The sequence below is a fragment of the Inquilinus ginsengisoli genome, assembly GCF_031453975.1.
Taxonomy (GTDB): domain Bacteria; phylum Pseudomonadota; class Alphaproteobacteria; order DSM-16000; family Inquilinaceae; genus Inquilinus; species Inquilinus ginsengisoli_A.
In genome coordinates this window covers 215,676-235,277 of sequence record NZ_JAVDPW010000006.1, presented here as the reverse complement: position 1 = coordinate 235,277, position 19,602 = coordinate 215,676, and the positions used below count along the sequence as shown (strand labels likewise).

Sequence of the window (19,602 nt, the reverse complement as noted above, 5' to 3'; positions counted from 1 at the left end):
GGCTGGCCCGCCGGAATGCTCCAGGACAGGCCCGTGCCGCCATCCACCTCACGCCAATAGATAGGCGTTCCAGCGGCGAATGCCAGCGAAAACCCGACCGCGAGAGTCGTTCTCAGCTGCGCCTCCGCCAAGGCGGGCATGCGACCCGCCCATGACCAAAAGCCTCGACATCACATCAGGTTGTTGGTGCCGGCGGGCAGCCGCACCGTCAGCCCGTCCAGCGCATCGGTCATGATGATCTGGCAGCCCAGCCGCGAGGTCTTGGTCAGGCCGAAGGCGAGGTCGAGCATGTCCTCCTCATCCTCCCGCGCCGGCTGCAGCCGCGCGTACCAGTCGGGCTCGACGATGACATGGCAGGTCGAGCAGGCCAGCGAGCCCTCGCAGGCGCCTTCGAGATCGACGTCGTATTTGTGCGCGATCTCCATGATCGACAGCCCGGCCGGGGCGTCGATCTCGCGGCGGTTGCCGTCGGGCTCGATGAAGATGATCCTGGGCATGACCGCCCTGCTCCTGCTCCAAAAGCGTGGTCTTTACCGCAAGCCGCAAACCGCCGGCAATCGGCGAAAATTCATGTCGGCCGTGTCACGCCACCGCACGTCCCCGCCGGCGGGCGGCGAGATCGGTCCAGGCAGCGACGCAGCGTTCGATCGCCGCCGCATCCGTGCTCGGCCCCAGGCTGATCCGGATCGCGCCGTCGGCGAGGTCGGCGGCCAGGCCCATCGCCTCAAGCACGTGGCTGCGGCGGACCTTGCCGGAGCTGCAGGCCGAGCCGGAGCTGACCGCGACGCCGGCGAGGTCGAGCGCCGCGACCTGGGTCTCGGCGGCGACTCCGGGCATGGCGACGCAGCTGGTGTTGGCGACACGCGGGGCGCCCGCCCCCAGCACGACGCCGCCGGCGGCTGTGAGGCGCTCTTCCAGATCCGCCCGCAGCGCCGCGATCCCGGCTTGGTCGGCCAGCCCGGCCACGACGAACGCGGCGGCGCCGAAGCCGGCGATGCCGGCGACATTCTCGGTGCCGGCACGGCGGCGGCCTTCCTGGGCCCCGCCGCGCAGCAGCGGCGCCAGCGGCAACCCGTCGCGCAGCACCAGCGCGCCGATGCCCTGCGGTCCGCCCAGCTTGTGGGCGGACAGGCTGAGCGCGTCGACCTCCGCCCCCACCGCCGGCAGCGCGATGCGCCCGGCGGCCTGGACCGCGTCGCAATGCACCAGCGCGCCATGACGGCGGGCGATCGCCGCGGCCTCGGCCACCGGCTGGATCACGCCGGTCTCGTTGTTGACCGCCATGATCGAGAGGATCGCCGGCCCGGACTCCGCCGCCAGAATGCGGTCGAGCGCGTCGAGATCGACCCGGCCGTCGCCATCGACCGGGATCCGTTCGGTCGCCCAGGCCAGCACGCTGTCATGCTCGACCGCCGAGACCAGGATGCGGCGGCGGCCGAGGCCGGTCAGCGCCAGGGCGTTGGCCTCGGTGGCGCTGCCGGTGAACACCACCTGGGCCGGCTTGACGCCGGCCAGGGCCGCGACCTGCGACCGCCCGGCCTCGGCGATGCGCCGCGCGTCGCGGCCGTGGCGATGCACCGAGGACGGGTTGCCGGTGCCGTCCAGCGCCGCGAGCATCGCCGCCCGCGCCTCGGGCCGCAGCGGCGCGGTGGCGTTGTGGTCGAGATAGACGGGGGTCACGGCACGCGCCTCACTCGGCGGCGGCGGTCACGTGCTGGCCGGCGGAAAAGAGATGGCTGGAGCCGAGCACCCGGCGGTTGACCACATCCTCGACCGTAATCGAGGAGAGATAGAGGTGGATCTGGTTGCCCAGCTCCTCCCATAAATCATGGGTCAGGCAGCGGCTCTTGTCGCTGTGGCAGCCGAGCGGGCTGTGCTTCTCGCAGCGCGTCGCCTGGATCGGCTCGTCGACCGCGACGATGATGTCGGAGATCCGCATGCTGCTGCAGGGCCGGGCCAGCAGATAGCCGCCGCCGGGCCCGCGCACGCTGCGGATCAGGCCGCTGCGTCGCAGCTTGGCGAACAGCTGCTCGAGATAGGGCAATGAGATTTCCTGGCGGAGGGCGATGTCGGCAAGCGCCACCGGACCGTCCGCACCGTGCCGCGCCAGGTCGACCATCGCCATGACGGCGTAGCGTCCCTTGGTGCTCAAACGCATGTTCCGCGCCCCCAATAGCCCGACCTGCCCGTCGGACCATGCTTCACGCAGCCATGGCCCGGATGACCGCCGCACCCGACCGCCGGATGCGCAATCCGCGCCATGATCATCCGCCCGTGCCGGACAGGTATGTCCCAATCATCGCGAAGACGCTTGAACACTCAGGCCGTCCCGATGGTATACGAACATTTCGCGTGGATCGCGTGGACGGCGGTGGCCGTCACGGTCCACGACGTGGCAGGGTGAATGACCGCTTAGATATAGACATCCAAACCCGATGGTCAAGAAAGCCGCCCCAACGCGCCACCCGGTGCACCGCGAAATTTACGGCCGATGATCCGGCCCGCACCGTCGCAACCTCGAGGAGCTTAACGGTCGATGCCGGACGTCATCTTCAACGGATCCGAAGGCCGCCTCGAAGGCCGCTACACCCCGAGCAAGCGCACCAACGCGCCGATCGCCCTGCTGCTGCACCCCGACCCGCTGGGCGGCGGGACGATGTTCAACAAGGTCGTGCACACGCTGTACCAGACCTTCAAGAAGCATGAATTCACCGTCCTGCGCTTCAACTTCCGCGGCGTCGGCCGCAGCCAGGGCGTGCATGACCGTGGCGAGGGCGAGCTGTCGGATGCCGCGTCGGCGCTGGACTGGCTGCAGGCGCTGAACCCGAATGCCGAGGCCTGCTGGGTTGGCGGCTTCTCCTTCGGCGCCTGGATCGGCATGCAGCTGCTGATGCGCCGGCCGGAGATCGACGGCTTCATCTCGATCTCGCCGCCGGCGAACAAGTACGACTTCACCTTCCTGGCCCCCTGCCCGTCCTCCGGGCTGGTCGTCCAGGGCGACAAGGATGACGTCGTCCCCCATGAATCGGTCCAGAAGCTGGTGAACAAGCTGTCGCTGCAGAAAGACATCAAGATCGACTACCGGATCATCCCGGGGGCCAATCACTTCTTCACCATGCATGGCGACCAGCTGCTGGCCCATATCGACGACTACCTGACCAAATCGGTGAAGCTGACGCCGCAGAACGGCGGCTGACGCCGGGCTGCAGGCGGGGCCACCACAGACCGGGCAGAGGAGAAGCCGCATGCCGACGAGCGACGCCGCAACCCCGAACGCCGACCAGATCGCCTATTGGAACGAGAGCGGCGGGCCGGTCTGGGTCGAGATGCAGGCCCAGCTCGACCGCATGACCGCGCCGTTCAGCCGGCGCACCGTGGATGCGCTGGCCCCCGCCGCCGGCGAAGCCCTGCTCGACATCGGCTGCGGCAGCGGCGGCAGCACGCTGGAGCTGGGCCAGCTGGTGGGCGCCGCGGGCAAGGTGCTCGGCGTCGACATCTCGGTCCCCATGCTCGGCCTCGCCCGGCGCCGCGCGGCGCAGGCCGGCTCGGCCAATGTCGAGTTCCGGGAAGCCGACGCCCAGACCGCCGATCTCGGGACCGCCGCCTTCGACGGGCTGTTCTCGCGCTTCGGGGTGATGTTCTTCGGCGACCCGGTCGCCGCCTTCACCAACCTGCACAAGGCGCTGAAGCCGGGCGGCCGTCTGGCCTTCGTCTGCTGGCGCACCCTGGCCGAGAACGCCTGGGCCACCGTGTCGATGAACGCGGCGCTGCGCCACCTGCCGGCCCCGCCCCGGCCGGAGCCGGGGGCCCCGGGCGCCTTTGCCTTCGCCGACCCGGACCGGATCCGCACCATCCTCAGCCGCGCCGGCTTCTCGACCATCGCCGCCACGCGCTTCGACACCAAATGCGGCGTCGGCGACCTCGACCAGACGCTGGCCCTGGTGCTGCGCAGCGGCCCGGTCGGCGCCATGCTGCGCGAGCATCAGGACAAGCGCGATATCGTCGCCGTCGCGGTGCGCGAGGCCCTGGCGCCGCATGAAACCGTCGACGGCGTGCTGCTGGACGCCGCCGCCTGGATCGTCACCGCCACGGCCTGAGGCCCCGGCCGCTCCTCCCCGAGGGGAAGTTCGGTTTGAGGCACGGGCGGCGGACGTGCTACAGCCCTTGTCCCGATCCTCCGACCGACAGCCGACGATCATGACCGGATTCCGCTCCGACTTCCTGCGCACCCTCCAGGCGCGCGGCTTCATCCACCAGATGACGGATGCCGAGGGCCTCGACGCCCTGGCGGCGAAGGGGTCGGTCACGGGCTATATCGGCTTCGACGCCACGGCGACCAGCCTGCATGTCGGCAGCCTGGTCCAGATCATGATGCTGCGCTGGCTGCAGAAGACGGGCGGCCGGCCGATCGCGCTGATGGGCGGCGGCACCACCAAGATCGGCGACCCGACCTTCCGAGACGACGCCCGGCCCCTGCTCGACAACGCCACGATCGACAGCAACATCGCCTCGCTGCGAACCGTGTTCGCCAAGCTGCTGGATTTCGACCACGGCGCGATCATGGCCAACAACGCCGATTGGCTGGATGAACTGGCCTACATCCCGTTCCTGCGCGAGATCGGCCGGCACTTCACCATCAACCGGATGCTGAGCTTCGATTCGGTGAAGCTGCGGCTCGACCGCGAGCAGCCGCTGACCTTCCTCGAATTCAACTACATGATCCTGCAGGGCTACGACTTCCTCGAGCTGGCGCGCCGCCACGACTGCGTGCTGCAGATGGGCGGGTCGGACCAGTGGGGCAACATCGTCAACGGCATCGACCTGACCCGGCGCATTGCCGGGCGTGAGGTCTACGGCCTGACCTCGCCGCTGCTGACCACCTCGTCCGGCGCCAAGATGGGCAAGACCGCGGCCGGCGCCGTGTGGCTGAACGAGGACCGGCTGCCGGTCTACGACTACTGGCAGTACTGGCGGAACACCGAGGACGCCGATGTCGGCCGCTTCCTCAAGCTGTTCACCGAGCTGCCGCTGGACGAGATCGACCGGCTGGCGGCGCTTGATGGAGCCGAGATCAACGAGGCCAAGAAGATCCTGGCCACCGAGGCGACCGCGCTGGTGCATGGCCGCGACAAGGCCGCGGCGGCGGCCGAGACCGCGCGCCAGGCCTTCGAGCAGGGCGTGTCGGCCGAAGGCCTGCCGTCGGTCGACATCCCGCGCGGCGAGCTGGAGGCCGGCATCGCGGCCTTCCGCCTGTTCGCACGAGTCGGGCTCGCCACCTCGAACGGCGAGGCGCGGCGGCTGATCCAGGGCGGCGGCGGCCGCGTCAACGACGCCGCCATCGCCGACCCGGAGCAGACGATCGGCAGCGGCGAGATCGGCGCCGACGGCGTGGTCAAGCTGTCCGCCGGCCGCAAGAAGCACGTGCTGGTGCGGCCGGCCTGACGTAGGGGCTGCCGCACGGCCGTTGCGGCGACCCCGCGAACGGGGCAGCATCGCTTTCCTCAGAGAGCTTGCGGCGCGCAGGGACATCCGCCCTAGCGCGTCACGACAGGGAGCGATGCGATGATCCGACAGGTGGCGGCGGCGCTGGCCGTGGCAGCATGTGGCCTCGGTTCCGCAACCGGGGCGCAGGCCGCGTCCCGCCCCGCGGTCGAGGCGCCGGACGGCATGGTGGTGTCGTCGCAGCACCTCGCCTCCGACGCCGGGGCCGAGATCCTGCGCGCCGGCGGCAACGCCATCGACGCCGCGGTCGCCACCGGCTTCGCCCAGGCGGTGACCAACACCTGCTGCGCCAATATCGGCGGTGGCGGCTTCATGGTCATCCACCTGGCCAAAGAGAACCGCGACACCTTCATCAACTTCCGCGAGATGGCGCCGGCCGCCGCGACCAAGGCGATGTATCTCGACGCCGCCGGCAACCCGGTCAAGGGCGCCAGCCTCTACGGCTATCTCGCCGCCGGCGTGCCGGGCAGCGTGCTGGGCCTCGACAGCGCCCTGGCGAAATACGGCACCCTGCCGCGCGAGACCGTGATGGCGCCGGCGATCAGGCTGGCGCGCGAAGGCTTCATCCTGACCCGCGGCGACACCGACATCATCGATGCCGGCGCCGCCCTGCTGAAGAAGGACCCGGTGGCGGCGAAGATCTACTTCAAGCCCGACGGCTCCGCCCTGCAGCCCGGCGACCGGCTGGTGCAGCCCGAGCTCGCCGACACGCTGGAGGCGATCGCCAAGGGCGGGCCGGACGCCTTCTACAAGGGCCCGATCGCCGAGAAGGTCGCGGCGGCGATGAAGGCCAATGGCGGCATCATGACCGCCCAGGACCTCGCCGACTACAAGGTGACGGAGACGGATCCGGTCACCTGCTCCTACCGCGGCTACGTCTTCGTGTCCTCGCCGCCGCCCTCCTCCGGCGGCACCACGATGTGCGAGATCCTGAACATCCTGGAAGGCTACGACATGAAGGCGCTGGGCTACCATTCGGCGGCCAGCGTGCACCTGATGGTCGAGGCGATGCGCCACGCCTACATGGACCGCAACACCTATCTCGGCGACCCGGCCTTCGTGACCAACCCGCTCGACCGGCTGCTGAGCAAGGACTACGCGGCCCAGATCCGGGCCCGGATCCAGCCCGACAAGGCGACGCCGTCGAAGGACGTCCAGCCCGGCATCGCGCCGCATGAGAAGACCGAGACCACCCACTACTCCGTGGTCGACAAGGACGGCAACGCGGTGTCGGTCACCTACACCATCAACGGCCTGTTCGGCGCCGGGGTGATCGCGCCCGGCACCGGCTTCCTGCTGAACGACGAGATGGACGACTTCACGGTCAAGCCGGGCGTGCCGAACCTGTTCGGCCTGGTGCAGGGCGAGGCCAATTCGATCGCGCCGGGCAAGCGGCCGCTGTCGTCGATGGCCCCGACACTGGTGACCAAGGACGGCCACGTCGTGCTGGTGCTGGGCAGCCCGGGCGGGGCGCGCATCATCACCATCACGCTGCAGGCGGCACTGAACATCATCGACTACGGCATGCAGCCGCAGGAGGCGGTGAATGCGCCGCGCATCCACCACCAGTGGCTGCCGGACGAGGTCTTCGCCGAACCCTATGCGCTGTCGCCCGACACGGTGAAGCTGCTGGGCGAGATGGGCTACAAGGTCACCGAGCAGACGCCCTGGGGCGCGGCCGAGCTGATCGCCCTGCCGCTGCCGGTTGCCACGGGCGCCGCCTCCTCCGGCAATGATTCCACCCTCGGCGGCAAGATGAGGCCCGGCTTCGTCTACGGCGCCAATGACGACCGCCGGCCGGCGGGGCTGGCGGTGGGGGAATAGGCCGTCATCGGTCGCTGACGGGCGGCCGCGGTGGCGGCCGGCGTGGTGTCGGCGCCGGCGCCCCGCCATCCGACGGCGTCTCCTCGAAGAACAGGCGCCGCAGGAAGCCCGGCGCCAGTACCGAGAGCGGATTGACCGAAACCGATGGGTCGGCGAAGGAGCCGCGGATGGTGTAGGTGAAGGCGAACAGCCCGCCGCCCCCGCCGCCGGTCAGGATGTCGCCAAGCAGCGGGATCGAGCCGATCACGCTGTTGATGTGGTAGATCGGCACGATGGTGCCGGCCAGGTCGATGGTCTCGGCCTTCAGGTCGAGGATGCCGTCGAAGGCCAGGCCGAGGTCGCCGCCGGCACCGCGACCCTGCTTCAGCGTCACCCGCCGCTGGGTGGCCGCATAGGTGAAGTCGGCCTCGAGCCGGTTGAAGGTCAGCCCGCTGGTGCCGAACAGGTCCTGGATGCCCGAGGGCGAGGTCGCCGCCAGCAGCCGCGCCACCCCCGGCGCGTCGCGCAGCACGAAGCCGCGGGCGTCGAGCTGGCCGTCGATCGCCCCGGTCGTGCCGTTCCGCGTGCCGGTCGCCAGCAGGCTGCCGCCGGAGATGTTGTCGGCGATGTCGAGCACGCGCAGCGCCTCGCCCGCATCCTCGCCGCGCAGGGTCACGATCTGGCGGTCCGGCTGCCCCTGCTGCGGCGTCAGCCGCAGGTCGACCGGCTTACCGCCCGGCAGCAGCGCCGCCAGCGTCACGTCCTGCAGGTTGGTGGTGCGCCCGATCGCCCGGCCGCGCACCGACTTGAGCGACCGGTCCTTGCCGAAGACCAGTTCGCCGACCGCGAAGGTGGCGTCGATCTGCGGCCCGGGGGCACCGTCAGCGGCGGCGGCGTCCTGCGCGCCGGCGCTGCGGCGCTGGCCCAACAGGCCGGAGACGTCAAGGCGCGGGCCGTCGAGCGCCAGGCGGTAGCTGTCCGGCCCCAGCACCTCGACCTGGCCCTTCACCTGGGTCTGCCCCTGCTGCAGCGAGCCGATGTTGAGCTGCGCCAGGGACCCGTCGCGCGCGAAATCGGCGCTGCCGGAGAGCGCGATATCGCCGCCGGAGACGCTGAACTGCGACACCTTGGCGACGCGCGCCCCGGCCAGGGACAGCGTCACCGCCGCGTTCGCCTTGCCCCCGGGCGGCTTGGTCCAGCCGATCGGGTCGAGCGAGATCCGCGCATCGGTAAGGTCGAGCTTGGCGTCGAGCGTGCCGGTGCTGCCGCCCATCGCCAGGTCGAGATCGGCGACCACGGTGCCGCCGATCATCTGGATCTCCGGCAGGTGCAGGGCCGCGCGGGCGGCCGGGTCGAGCGTCACCTTGGCGGAGACCTTGGTGTCGACGGGGGAATCGTCGAAAGCTTCGTGCCAGGTGAACGCGACCGGCACCGTGTTGACCTGCGCCCGGCCGTCGAGCGTCATCCCGGCCTTGTCGAGCGCGAGCTTGGCGTTGCCGCCGCTCACGTCGTAGCCGGGCTTGACGGCGGTCACGCCGACATCGGTCAGGTCGCCGTCGGCCGCGAGCCGGATCTGCTCGAAGGTCAGGTCGGCGAGCAGCGAGAAGCCGAAGCGCAGCCGGGCGGCCACCCGCCCCGACATGCGGTCGGGATCCAGGCCCACCTTCTTGGCGTAGCCGAGCCGCGGCACGTCGAGCACCCCCATCACCGACTTCACCGGCCCTTCGATCGGGGCGTCGATCTCGATCACCTGGTCGTGCTGGTCTAGGCCGGTGATGGTGATGTCGGCAGGCTTCAACGCGATGTCGCCGATCCCCCCGCCGGCGGTGGCGATGCGCAGCAGCGACTGGTTGAAGCTGCCCGCGGCGTTGAGGCCGGTGATCTTCGGCAGGCCGTTGAAGTAGTTCACCGTCAGCCCGCGCGCCTGCAGGGTGCCGTCCAGCGACACCAGCGCCGCATTGGCGGGATCGGCCAGCGGCGCGCGCGCCTGCAGGCTGAACTCGGTCCGGTCGATCATGCCGTCGCGGAGGTTGGTGGTGATCCAGTCTCGGGCGCCGCTGGGCACGCCGGGCGGCCACAGGCTGTCCAGCAGGTCGACCGGCAGGCTGGCGACCGTGCCGACGATCGCCACCTCGATCGTGTCCTGTGGCGCATCGACCTGGCCGGACAGGGATATCCTGGGCCCGCCGAGATCGATGGTGAAGTCGTCCAGCACCAGGCGCCGCTTCGGCAGGTCGACCGACCCCGACAGGCTGGCCCGGGCGGCGCTGAACGGCGCGGTCCACAAAGGCGGCAGCATCAGCCGGGTATTGATGCTGGTCAGCGAGAACCGGCCGGTGGTCGGCTGGAACCGGGAATCGAAATCGACGTCGAGCCGGCCCGACACCGGGCTCTGGATCGCCTCCAGCGGCGCCAGCACCGGCGAGATCCGGGTCAGCGACGCCGGGGTCACGTTGGTGAAGCCGATCGCCGCCCGACCGCTCCGCCGGGCGCGGACATAGTGGATCTCGCCCGAGAAATCCGAGGCCCCGCCGACGGACACCACGGTGAGCGAGGCCCTGCCGTCGACGCCGGTCGCCGTCCGGCTGAGGTCGGCGGCGGCCTTCGGCGCATACCAGGTCTGGCCGAGCATGCGGTCGTCGATGCTGACGCTGCCGTCGACCACCGTCAGCCGCCGCAGCGACGCGATCGGGCTGGTGCCGCTGTCGAGCCGGGCGTCGAGAGCCGCCAGCAGGTCCTTGACCACATCCCGCGTCGGCGGCCCGGCTGGCGGCGGCGCGACCGGATCCGTCGGCGGCCCCTGGGGATTCGCCTGTGCCGCGCTGTCCAGGCCGAAGCTGAAATCGCCCTCGGCGGTGCGGACCACCCGCAGATGCGGCCGGATCATGTCCAGCCGCAGCGGGGCCACCTCGCCGCGCGCCAGCCGGGGCAAGCTGAGGTCGGCCGAGATCTCCGGGATGATGGCGATCGCCGTCCCGTCCTTCTGGCGCACCCGGACATTGGTGGCGGTCAGCACCAGCGGCCGCTGGAACCCGTCCCAGCGCAGCGAAAGACTGCCCAGCTCAGTGGTGGCGTTCTGGTCGGAGATCGCCTGTTCGACATACGGCGTCAGGCCGCCGATCTCCAGCGGCCCGGACGACAGCCGCCACGCCAGGGCGACAGCGGCGAGCGCGAAGCCGGCGACCGCCAGACCGACGATCTCCGCCAGGATCTTCAGCGCCCTCATCCCGAACGTTTCACCCCTGCTTGACCAGTACCCGCAGGCACCCGATGCTGCGCCCGCACCTTAGGCACTTGGAAAGCTCGATGCCACGTCTTGATGTCGCCTGGCCCGATGCCGTCTGGCCCCGCGCGGGCGACCCCGACCGCGCCCGGCGCGGGCTCGAACGTTGGGTTGAACGCGCGGCCGAGCAATCCGATCCCGAGCTTCGCGAATTTGCCGTGGCGCTGCCCTCCGACCCCGGCGGCCACGCCCTGCTGGAGGCGGTGTTCGGCGGCAGCCCCTACCTCACCGAGCTGGTGCTGAAGACGCCCGCGACGATCCGACGCTTCCTGGCGGAAGGTCCCGACGCGGCCGTCGCCGCCGAGCTGGCGACTTTGCGCGCCGAGCTGGCCGCCGAGACCGACACCGCCCGGCTGATGGCGGCGTTCCGCCTGGCCAAGCGCCGCACCGCGCTGCTGATCGCCCTGGCCGACATCGGCAGCCAGTGGCCGCTGGAGCGGGTGACCGCCGCCCTGTCCGACCTCGCCGACACCACCCTGGACCTCGCGATCTCGCACCTGCTGGCCCGCGCCGTGGGGCGTGGCCTGCTGCGGCCCGAGGCCGTGGCCACGCCCGACGCGTCCGGGCTGATCGTGCTGGGCATGGGCAAGCTCGGCGCGCGCGAGCTGAACTACTCCAGCGACATCGACCTGATCATCTTCTACGACCGCGACAAGGTGCCGACCGACCGGCCCGACGACCTCGGCCAGACCTTCACCCGGCTGGTGCGCGAGATGGTGCGGATCATGGAGGAGCGGACGGTCGACGGCTATGTCTTCCGCACCGACCTGCGGCTGCGCCCCGACCCCGGCGCGACGCCGCCGGCGGTGTCGCTGGAGGCGGCCGAGACCTACTACACCAGCCTGGCGCAGAGCTGGGAGCGGGCGGCGATGATCAAGGCCCGGCCGGTGGCGGGCGACAAGACGGCCGGCGACGCCTTCCTCGACTTCCTGACGCCCTTCGTCTGGCGCCGCAACCTGGACTTCGCGGCGATCCAGGACATCCATGCGATCAAGCGCCAGATCCACAGCCATCACGGCCACGGCGTCGTCGCCATCGAGGGCCATGACCTGAAGCTGGGCCGCGGCGGCATCCGCGAGATCGAGTTCTTCGTCCAGATGCAGCAGCTGATCTTCGGCGGCCGCGAGCCGAAGCTGCGGCTGCGCGGCACCATCGCCGGGCTGACGGCGCTGGCCGAGGCCGGCCGGGTGGACCGGGCCACCGCCGCCAGCCTGGCCGAGTGCTACCGCTTCCTGCGCCGGGTCGAGCACCGCATCCAGATGGTCGACGACCGCCAGACTCATGCGCTGTCGGAGAACCCGGCCGAGGTCGACGCGCTGGCGCGGTTCCTGGGCTTCCCCGACCCCGCCGGTTTCCGCACCGTCCTGACCGACACGCTGCGCCTGGTCGAGGGCCGCTACGCCGAGCTGTTCCAGGAGGAGCGGCCGCCCGAGGGCAGCGTCGCCCTGGTCTTCGCCGGCGCCGACGACCACCCGGGCACGGTCGAGACGCTGCAGCGGCTGGGCTTCGCCCGCCCGCCCGAGGCGATCGCCATCGTCCGCGGCTGGCTGCACGGCCGCTACCGGGCGCTGCGCAGCGACCGGGCGCGGACACTGATCAACAGCCTGCTGCCCCGGCTGCTGGCGATCGTCGGCGCCACCGCCGACGCCGACGCCACGCTGCAGCGGCTGGATGGCTTCCTGGGCCGGCTGCCGGCCGGCGTCCAGCTCTTCTCCTTGTTTAACATCAACCCAGAGCTCCTTGATCTCCTTATAGATATACTCGGATTTGGCGGCCGGATAGCCGATTATCTGACGACCCATGCCGGCCAGCTGGAGGCGGTGCTGGCGCCGGGCTTCTTCACCACCCTGCCGGAGCAGGACCGGCTGGAGGAGCGGCTGGGCAGCGAGCTGGCGACGGCGCGCGACTTCGAGGATTCGCTCGACGTACTGCGGCGCTGGACCAACGACCAACGCTTCCGCGCCGCGGTCCACATCCTGCGGCGGCTGTCGGAGACGCCGTCCTGCGCCGCCTTCCTGTCCGACGTCACCGAGGTGGCGCTGCGGGCGCTGACGCCCCGGGTGGAGGCGGAGTTCGCGCGCCGGCACGGCCGGTTCCCGGATGGCGGCATCGCCCTCCTCGCCCTCGGCAAGCTCGGCGGGCGCGAGATGACCATCCGCTCCGACCTCGACCTGATCATGATCCATGACGCGGGGGCGGATCAGGTGTCGGACGGCGACAAGCCGATCGGCCCGATGGTCTACTACACCCGGCTGATCCAGCGGCTGGTGTCGGCGATCACGGCGCCCACGGCGCAGGGAGCCCTGTTCGAGGTCGACATGCGGCTGCGCCCCTCCGGCAATTCCGGGCCGCTGGCGACCAGCCTTGACGCCTTCACCGCCTATCAGCAGGGGGAGGCCTGGACCTGGGAGCACATGGCCCTGACCCGGGCCCGGGTGATCCTGGCGCCGGAGCCGCTGCGCCGGCGGATCGAGGCCGAGGTCCGGGCCGTGCTGTGCATGAAGCGCGACCCCGACACGCTGCGCCGCGACATCGCCGAGATGCGCGGCCGGATGGCCCGCCAGCGCGACACGGCGGACATCTGGAACATCAAGCATTTCCGCGGCGGGCTGGTCGATATCGAGTTCATCGCCCAGCACCTGCAGCTGCTGCACGCCGCCGAGCATCCCGACATCCTGCACCAGGCCACGGCCGAGGCGCTGCGCCGCATCGCCGCCGCCGGGCTGCTGCCGCCCGACGAGGCCGAGGTGCTGCAGCGGGCGCTGGCGACCTGGCAGCGGCTGCAGGCGTTCCTGCGCTTCGCGGTGGAGGACAAGTTCGACCCGGCCGACGCTTCGCACGCCATGATCCAGGGCCTGCTGCGCGCCATCGGCGAGAACCGCACGGCGCCGCCCGAGGACCTCGACGCCGCCGTGGCCGGCATGCAGGAGCAGGCCGCGGCGGTCATGGCCATCTTCGACCGGGTGATCGGCCCGCCCCCGCCGCCCCGGGACGAGCCGGCGAAGGCGTAGGCAGCATGCTGAGGTCAGCCGGCCTCGCCGTATCGACGGGCTTGCCGAATGACGGCCGGCGTCCTAGGTCAGAGCGCAGCGAACCGCGTGTGGAGACATCCGAATGACTGTCGAGATCGGCGAGCCCGCCCCCGACTTCACCCTGCCCAAGGCCGGCGGCGGGACGGTCTCGCTCTCGGCCCTCAAGGGCCGGAAGGTGATCGTCTACTTCTACCCGAAGGCGGACACTTCGGGCTGCACCAAGGAGGCCTGCGGCTTCAACGACGCGCTGCCGGAATTCAGCGGCGTCGATGCCGAGATCATCGGCATCTCGAAGGATCCGGTGCCGGCGCTGAACAAGTTCGCGGCGAAGTACAGCCTGACCTTCACCCTGGCCTCGGCCAAGGACGACGACACGGTCGAGCGCTACGGCGCCTGGGTCGAGAAGTCGATGTATGGCCGGAAGTACATGGGCATCGACCGATCGACCGTCCTGGTCGACGAAACCGGCGTCGTGCGCGGCCTGTGGCGCGGCGTCCGGGTGCCGGGCCATGTCGAGGCGGTGCTGGCCGCCGCGAAGGGTTAGGTCCCCCGCGAGGTTGGGTTCGCGGGCTCGCAACACCCGGTTCTTGCGATTGGTCGAACAGCCAATTCCCAAGCTTGCTGCTTAATCGGTTGCCGGCAGCCAATCCACAAGGGGAGTGCGCTCCGCAGATGCCAATCTTAACGGAAGGTCGTGGCCAAGGCCCAAAGTCAGGCCGCCGCCACCGCCTCCCGTCGCGCGTTCCTGCGCAGCATCTCGGCAGGCACACCGAAGGTCCGGAGGAACGCTCGACGCATGCGTTCGCGGTCGGCAAAACCCGTCTCCTGCGCGACGACGTTAACCGTGTGCCGCCCTTCTTCAATCATGAACCTGGCCGCCTCCAGCCGAAGTTGCTCGACGGCCTTAGCCGGGGACTGGCCCGTCTCGGCCAGAAAGGCGCGGCTGAACTGGCGGGGACTGAGGTTGGCGACGTCCGCAAGCTCCTCGATCGTGAGCGGGTTCCGGAGATTTTGACGAATATGCGCCAGGACCAATTCGATGCGATCGGATTTCGGCGTCATATCAAGGAGTGCGGAATGCTGTTTTTGTCCGCCCATCCGACGCTGGTTCATGACCAGAAGCTTGGCGACCATCTTTGCGGTTTCGGGACCAAGATCGTTGTCGATCAGCGCCAGAACGAGGTCGATCCCCGCGGTCATGCCAGCCGAGGTCCAGATCGGGCCATCGTTGATGAAGATCCGGTCCTCTTCCGTTTTGACGTCGGGAAACCGGATCCTGAAGCTCGCTGCATGGGCCCAGTGCATCGTCGCGCGCCGGCCATTCAGAAGGCCCGCCTCAGCAAGCACAAATGCGCCGCTGCAGATGGAGGCTGTCCGCCTGGAGGCCTTGGCGGCTTCTCGGACGAACGCGATCACGCTCGCATCTGAGGGCGGCATTTCCATCTCGGTGATCGAACCCACGATGACGGTGTCGAAGGCGGGATCTCCGAATGCCTCGGTTTCCAGCATCATTCCCGAGGAAGACCGAACTGGACCGCCATGTTCAGACAGCAAATGGATGTCGTAGCGCTGGTCAGCCGGGGGCAGGTTCACGATCTCGAACGCCGTCAGCGCCGCTAGGCTCATCAACTGGAATCCGCGCGGCACGATGAAACCGACCCGATGCATATTCACTCCTAGTGTCCGAAATTCATATGCTACCCGAAATTAATGCCATCCACGAGGTGTGTTCGGAAACAGCCGCTCGGCGCTCGCGAGCCAGCTTCGTTAGGCTCGTGCCGATCCATGTCACGAATGGTGGCAAGAACGACCTACGCTGATCCCGCCAAAATCGCTAATACATAAGCAACACACAGATCTCGTTCTGCCTAACCAGGTTGTTGCTCATCTTCTGAGTAATAAAGGAAGCGTCTGTTCGGCCGCCATCAACTCGAGTGCTATGGCCAAGCTGCCGAGTGCTCGCCGGGCACGGCTATTCCTGGACCTCTCTGGAGGCGGATCGTGTTGCGGCACCAGCGGCCAATCAAACGCCTACCTCAACTCTTCCGCGAGGAAGAAAGGATGATGCATGTCTTCTGATCACATCGCATTCACCGAGCACCGTATTCCGCGAGGCGAGGGACGCGTCTACGCTAGAGACTATGCCGGCACCGGGCCGGCTTTTGTGCTTATGCACGGCTTCCCCGACAACCTGCATATCTGGGATGACCTGATCCCGCACTTGGTCGCGAGCGGACGTCGCGTTGTGACGTTCGATTTTCTGGGCTTCGGCGCCTCCGACAAACCCGCCGCCGCTGCGTACAGTTTCAATCAGCAACTGGGTGACCTTGAAGCGGTCGTAGAGAGTCTAGGCCTGGGGAAGATCGTCCCGGTCGCTCACGATTCCTCCGGTATGGCGACTCTCAACTACGCGCTCACGCATCCGGAGGCCGTCGACTCCGCGATCATGCTCAACTCGGCCTATAGCGAGGACTCCACTTTTCTTTGGCCAGAGATGATCACGCTCTTTGCGACCCGGAGCATCCAGCCCCTGGCCATGGCGATCGCCCAGAGCCCCGAACAGTTTGGCTGGCTGCTGAGATGGCAGCAGAAGAAATTCCTGGACGCTTTGCCCGAGGCGCAAAAGCCCCATTTCAGCGCGTTCATCGGTTCGCTGATCAGCGACAACTTCATCGTCCAACCTGGCGCCGGGCCTGCCTTCGTACAGTTGGCCGCGGAATTCTTCGATGAACATGCCAGAAACGCCCAGCATCTGACGGCGCTCAAGGCGTTGGATATTCCGGTCAAACTGATCTGGGGACAGTTCGATCCTTACTTCCCCGCCGCCATGGCCGAGCGGCGCCAGTCTCAGCTCAAGAATGCGTCCCTCACCGTCATCCCGGCAGGCCATTGGCTGCAGGCCGACGAGCCCGCGCAAGTGGCGAAGGCGATGCTGTCATGAGCCGCGTCCTCGACAAGTTCGCTGTGAACGCGACCCGCTTGAGTAGGCTCGCCTGCATCGGCGTCCTCGTTGCGGTGCTCGCAGCGATCGGGCCGGCCGCTTCGTTCGCTCAGTCGGCGCCGCCATCCTCGGGCCTCGACGTTCCGACAACCAAACTGTTGGCGATCGGCACCTTCACGGCCAAGGGGACGCCGGAGCAATGGAAGCCGCTCCTCCCCGCCGAAGTGCGCGACACGGTACGGCTCTATCTCGCTGGGAAAATCGACCAGTGGTACCTCAAACAGGACCAGAGCGGCGTGGTGTTCATGATGAACGTCACCGACCCAAACGAGGCTCTGGAGCTTCTTGGCAAGTTTCCCTTCGGCCAGGCGGGTCTGATGGAATTCCAGATCATCCCGCTCGGCCCGATCGCGCCGCTTCGCGTGCTTTTAGCCGAGCCTGCGAAGTAGTTCGCGGCGTTCCAGACCAATCTATCAAAAGGAATTAGCAAAATGCCCAACAACAAGAATCCGCGCGTTCATGCCGAGATACTGCCCGCACTTGCCGCCGTCGTCGTTCCGACGACCAAGATCCTGGCGATCGGCTCGGTCACGGCCAAGGGCACGCCCGAGGCGATCGCGCCGGTCCTGCCCCACGAAGTCCGCGCGACGGTTCGCAACCATCTCGCCGGAAAGATCGAGCAGTGGTTCTTCCAGACCGAGGGCTACGGCGTCGTCTTCATCGTGAACGCCACCAGCACCGCAGAGGCCCACGAACTCCTGGAGAAGCTTCCTCTCGGCGTGGCCGGCATGATGGAATTCGAGCTGATCGCTCTCGGGCCGCTCGCCCCGCTCGCCATGCTCATCGGTGAGCCGCCCCGCTCGTGATGTGATCCGCGGGCCTCGTTGGAAGCCTGGCAGCGCTCCAGGCTCCATCGGGATCGCCTTCGTCAACTTCGTGACTGCTCGATCGTCAACCGATCTCGAACCGCAATTCGGGACCCGGCGGAACCATGTCGCGGCGGAGCGACGACGACATCAACAACCCGCCAATAAGGACCCGCCGCGATGCCTGTTGTCAAAGCCGCAGCCGTGCAGCTCAGTCCCGTTCTCTACAGTCGCGAGGGCACAGTCGGCAAAGTCGTCAAGAAGATCCTCGAGCTTGGGCGCCAAGGTGTCCAGTTCGCGACCTTCCCGGAAACGGTCGTTCCCTACTATCCCTATTTTTCCTTCGTCGAAGCGCCTTATTTGATGGGCGCGGAACACTACAAGTTGCTCGATCAGGCGGTGACCGTGCCGTCCGACGCTACCCGCGCGATCGCCGAGGCCGCCAAGCAAGCTGGCATGGTCGTCTCCATCGGCGTCAACGAGCGCGATGGCGGCACGATCTACAATGCGCAACTCCTGTTCGATGCCGACGGCACGCTCATTCAGCACCGCCGCAAGATCTCCCCGACCTATCATGAACGCATGGTCTGGGGTCAAGGCGATGGCTCCGGCCTGCGCTGTGTCGACAGCGCCGTTGGGCGCATCGGTCAACTGGCCTGCTGGGAACACTACAACCCGCTGGCCCGCTATGCCTTGATGGCGGACGGCGAACAAATTCACTCGGCCATGTATCCCGGGTCGTTCGCCGGCGACGGCTTCTCCGAACAGATCTCGGTCAATATCCGCCAGCACGCATTGGAGGCCGGGTGTTTCGTGGTCTGTGCGACCGCCTGGCTGGACGCCGAGCAGCAAGCCCAGATCATGAAGGACACCGGCTGCAGCATTGAGCCCATCACCAGCGGCTGCTTCACGGCGATCGTCTCGCCAGAGGGCGCATTGATGGGCGCGCCACTGCGATCGGGCGAAGGCGAGGTCATCGCCGATCTCGATTTCCGGGCCATCGACAAACGCAAGCGCCTGATGGATTCGCGCGGTCACTACAGCCGTCCGGAACTGCTCAGCCTGCTGATCGACCGCACGCCAAAGTCCCATGTCCATGAGCGCAGCGCGCATCCAGCGCTGGAATCCCTCGACCGGGCCGATCGGCCGGAAGAGGCCGGATCGCGTCCGGCAATGGCGGCAATCTCATGACCTCACGCCGGCATCTCCTTGTCGCTGGCGGCGGTCTCGTCGCCGCGCTCGACCTCCCGAAAGCGGCGCCTGCGGACGCGACGAAAGTCGCCAGCCCACCAATCCGCTCACAAAGGATCAAAGCCATGACGACCGCGATAATGAAAGACGGCGCGAATATCTACTTCAAGGACTGGGGCGCCGGTCCGGTCGTAACCTTCTCCCATGGCTGGCCGCTCACCGCCGACGCCTGGGACGCCCAGATGCTGTTTCTGGGGAGCCACGGCTTCCGCGTCATCGCCCATGACCGACGCAGCCATGGTCGATCGGACCAGACCTGGACCGGCAACGACATGGACACCTATGCCGACGATCTCGCCACGCTGCTCGAGACGCTCGACGTCAAGGGCGCAACGATGATCGGCCATTCGACCGGTGGAGGCGAGGTCGCGCGTTATATCGGCCGCCACGGCACATCGCGTGTGTCGAAAGCAGTCCTGATTTCCGCAGTGCCTCCCCATATGGCGCAGACGCCGACGAACCCAAACAGTGCGCCGATGAGCGTGTTCGACGGCTTGCGGTCGAGCCTGGTCGCCGATCGGGCGGGGTTCTTCAAGGAACTGGCGATGCCATTCTTCGGCTACAACCGTCCCAACGTGAAGGTTTCGCAGGGCCAGGTCGACTCCTTCTGGCTTCAGGGCATGATGGGCAGCCTCCAAGGCGAGCATGATTGCATCAAGGCCTTCTCCGAGACCGATTTCACGGATGATCTCAGGAAGATGACGATCCCGACCCTGCTCCTGCAGGGCGATGATGATCAGATCGTTCCTATCGACATTGCCTCCCGGCGTTCGGTGAAGATCCTGCCGAACGCGAGCCTGAAGGAATATGCCGGCGCTCCGCATGGCATGTGCGTCACCCATGCCGACCAGGTGAATGCAGACCTGCTCGCTTTCCTCAAAGGATGACGGGGTGAAGCAGTTGCCGATCGACCTACGGACGACA

The 19,602-nt window shown here is 68.2% G+C and carries 16 protein-coding genes; 11 read left to right on the top strand and 5 right to left on the bottom strand.

Going from position 1 to position 19,602, the window contains the following annotated elements; genetic code table 11:
* Nucleotides 1-170: 170 nt before the first annotated feature.
* From E9232_RS18170 to E9232_RS18160, 3 genes are all read right to left on the bottom strand, one after another.
* Nucleotides 171-497, bottom strand: coding sequence for a ferredoxin family 2Fe-2S iron-sulfur cluster binding protein (locus E9232_RS18170; RefSeq protein ID WP_309796110.1), 327 nt, complete (start codon nt 495-497; stop codon nt 171-173).
* A gap of 85 nt (nt 498-582) precedes the next feature.
* Nucleotides 583-1,680 (bottom strand): cysteine desulfurase family protein, encoded by a 1,098-nt coding sequence (locus E9232_RS18165; protein ID WP_309796109.1) that lies wholly within the window; start codon nt 1,678-1,680, stop codon nt 583-585.
* Nucleotides 1,681-1,690: 10 nt separating this feature from the next.
* On the bottom strand, nt 1,691-2,158 hold the full coding sequence (locus E9232_RS18160; protein WP_309796108.1) for an Rrf2 family transcriptional regulator: 468 nt from the start codon (nt 2,156-2,158) through the stop codon (nt 1,691-1,693).
* Between the two features lie 378 nt (nt 2,159-2,536).
* On the opposite strand from E9232_RS18160, the gene E9232_RS18155 reads away from it, so the two are divergent.
* The 4 genes from E9232_RS18155 to ggt all read left to right on the top strand — a co-directional run bounded on the left by E9232_RS18155 (nt 2,537) and on the right by ggt (nt 7,326).
* Nucleotides 2,537-3,196 carry an alpha/beta hydrolase gene (locus tag E9232_RS18155; protein WP_309796107.1) on the top strand — a complete coding sequence of 220 codons (660 nt, stop codon included), beginning with the start codon at nt 2,537-2,539 and terminating at the stop codon, nt 3,194-3,196.
* 49 nt (nt 3,197-3,245) lie between these two features.
* On the top strand, nt 3,246-4,097 hold the full coding sequence (locus tag E9232_RS18150) for a class I SAM-dependent methyltransferase (protein ID WP_309796106.1): 852 nt from the start codon (nt 3,246-3,248) through the stop codon (nt 4,095-4,097).
* A 100-nt stretch (nt 4,098-4,197) separates the two neighbouring features.
* A complete protein-coding gene (tyrS, locus tag E9232_RS18145) occupies nt 4,198-5,442 on the top strand; it encodes a tyrosine--tRNA ligase (RefSeq protein WP_309796105.1) in 1,245 nt (414 codons plus the stop codon).
* A gap of 120 nt (nt 5,443-5,562) precedes the next feature.
* The gene (gene ggt / locus E9232_RS18140) at nt 5,563-7,326 is read left to right on the top strand and encodes a gamma-glutamyltransferase (protein ID WP_309796104.1); all 1,764 of its coding nucleotides are present in this window, start codon (nt 5,563-5,565) and stop codon (nt 7,324-7,326) included.
* 4 nt (nt 7,327-7,330) lie between these two features.
* Here ggt and E9232_RS18135 read toward each other — a convergent pair whose 3' ends face one another.
* Complete coding sequence (locus E9232_RS18135; RefSeq protein ID WP_309796103.1) at nt 7,331-10,531, bottom strand: YhdP family protein; 3,201 nt, start codon at nt 10,529-10,531, stop codon at nt 7,331-7,333.
* A gap of 80 nt (nt 10,532-10,611) precedes the next feature.
* Here E9232_RS18135 and E9232_RS18130 point away from each other — a divergent pair, with 80 nt between their 5' ends.
* Nucleotides 10,612-13,599, top strand: a complete 2,988-nt coding sequence (locus tag E9232_RS18130) for a bifunctional [glutamine synthetase] adenylyltransferase/[glutamine synthetase]-adenylyl-L-tyrosine phosphorylase (RefSeq protein WP_309796101.1) — start codon at nt 10,612-10,614, stop codon at nt 13,597-13,599.
* A 103-nt stretch (nt 13,600-13,702) separates the two neighbouring features.
* Nucleotides 13,703-14,164 (top strand): peroxiredoxin, encoded by a 462-nt coding sequence (locus E9232_RS18125; protein ID WP_309796100.1) that lies wholly within the window; start codon nt 13,703-13,705, stop codon nt 14,162-14,164.
* 167 nt (nt 14,165-14,331) lie between these two features.
* On the opposite strand, the gene E9232_RS18120 is transcribed toward E9232_RS18125, so the two are convergent.
* Nucleotides 14,332-15,288 (bottom strand): GlxA family transcriptional regulator, encoded by a 957-nt coding sequence (locus tag E9232_RS18120; RefSeq protein ID WP_309796098.1) that lies wholly within the window; start codon nt 15,286-15,288, stop codon nt 14,332-14,334.
* Nucleotides 15,289-15,688: 400 nt separating this feature from the next.
* Between E9232_RS18120 and E9232_RS18115 the strand changes: the two genes are divergently transcribed.
* The 5 genes from E9232_RS18115 (at nt 15,689) to E9232_RS18095 (ending at nt 19,565) form a co-directional block, all read left to right on the top strand.
* Entirely contained in the window at nt 15,689-16,561 is an 873-nt protein-coding gene (locus E9232_RS18115) for an alpha/beta fold hydrolase (RefSeq protein ID WP_309796096.1), read from the top strand.
* The gene (locus E9232_RS18110; RefSeq protein ID WP_309796094.1) at nt 16,558-17,010 is read left to right on the top strand and encodes a hypothetical protein; all 453 of its coding nucleotides are present in this window, start codon (nt 16,558-16,560) and stop codon (nt 17,008-17,010) included. The genes E9232_RS18115 and E9232_RS18110 overlap by 4 nt, the downstream gene beginning before the upstream one ends.
* Before the next feature lie 42 nt (nt 17,011-17,052).
* Nucleotides 17,053-17,427 carry a hypothetical protein gene (locus tag E9232_RS18105; protein ID WP_309796092.1) on the top strand — a complete coding sequence of 125 codons (375 nt, stop codon included), beginning with the start codon at nt 17,053-17,055 and terminating at the stop codon, nt 17,425-17,427.
* 180 nt (nt 17,428-17,607) lie between these two features.
* Entirely contained in the window at nt 17,608-18,618 is a 1,011-nt protein-coding gene (locus E9232_RS18100) for a nitrilase-related carbon-nitrogen hydrolase (RefSeq protein WP_309796090.1), read from the top strand.
* Nucleotides 18,615-19,565: an alpha/beta fold hydrolase gene (locus E9232_RS18095; RefSeq protein ID WP_309796089.1), complete on the top strand. Its 951-nt coding sequence runs from the start codon at nt 18,615-18,617 to the stop codon at nt 19,563-19,565. The genes E9232_RS18100 and E9232_RS18095 overlap by 4 nt, the downstream gene beginning before the upstream one ends.
* The last annotated feature ends 37 nt before the right edge of the window (nt 19,566-19,602 follow it).

What these genes read in the sequence shown, in the direction of transcription:
- E9232_RS18100 (WP_309796090.1), top strand. Translation starts at nt 17,608, where the DNA reads ATGCCTGTTGTCAAAGCCGCAGCCGTGCAGCTCAGTCCCGTTCTCTAC.
- E9232_RS18115 (WP_309796096.1), top strand. Translation starts at nt 15,689, where the DNA reads ATGTCTTCTGATCACATCGCATTCACCGAGCACCGTATTCCGCGAGGC.
- E9232_RS18130 (WP_309796101.1), top strand. Translation starts at nt 10,612, where the DNA reads ATGCCACGTCTTGATGTCGCCTGGCCCGATGCCGTCTGGCCCCGCGCG.
- E9232_RS18150 (WP_309796106.1), top strand. Translation starts at nt 3,246, where the DNA reads ATGCCGACGAGCGACGCCGCAACCCCGAACGCCGACCAGATCGCCTAT.
- ggt (WP_309796104.1), top strand. Translation starts at nt 5,563, where the DNA reads ATGATCCGACAGGTGGCGGCGGCGCTGGCCGTGGCAGCATGTGGCCTC.
- E9232_RS18125 (WP_309796100.1), top strand. Translation starts at nt 13,703, where the DNA reads ATGACTGTCGAGATCGGCGAGCCCGCCCCCGACTTCACCCTGCCCAAG.
- tyrS (WP_309796105.1), top strand. Translation starts at nt 4,198, where the DNA reads ATGACCGGATTCCGCTCCGACTTCCTGCGCACCCTCCAGGCGCGCGGC.
- E9232_RS18095 (WP_309796089.1), top strand. Translation starts at nt 18,615, where the DNA reads ATGACCTCACGCCGGCATCTCCTTGTCGCTGGCGGCGGTCTCGTCGCC.
- E9232_RS18120 (WP_309796098.1), bottom strand. Translation starts at nt 15,288, where the DNA reads ATGCATCGGGTCGGTTTCATCGTGCCGCGCGGATTCCAGTTGATGAGC.
- E9232_RS18135 (WP_309796103.1), bottom strand. Translation starts at nt 10,531, where the DNA reads ATGAGGGCGCTGAAGATCCTGGCGGAGATCGTCGGTCTGGCGGTCGCC.
- E9232_RS18110 (WP_309796094.1), top strand. Translation starts at nt 16,558, where the DNA reads ATGAGCCGCGTCCTCGACAAGTTCGCTGTGAACGCGACCCGCTTGAGT.
- E9232_RS18170 (WP_309796110.1), bottom strand. Translation starts at nt 497, where the DNA reads ATGCCCAGGATCATCTTCATCGAGCCCGACGGCAACCGCCGCGAGATC.
- E9232_RS18155 (WP_309796107.1), top strand. Translation starts at nt 2,537, where the DNA reads ATGCCGGACGTCATCTTCAACGGATCCGAAGGCCGCCTCGAAGGCCGC.
- E9232_RS18105 (WP_309796092.1), top strand. Translation starts at nt 17,053, where the DNA reads ATGCCCAACAACAAGAATCCGCGCGTTCATGCCGAGATACTGCCCGCA.
- E9232_RS18160 (WP_309796108.1), bottom strand. Translation starts at nt 2,158, where the DNA reads ATGCGTTTGAGCACCAAGGGACGCTACGCCGTCATGGCGATGGTCGAC.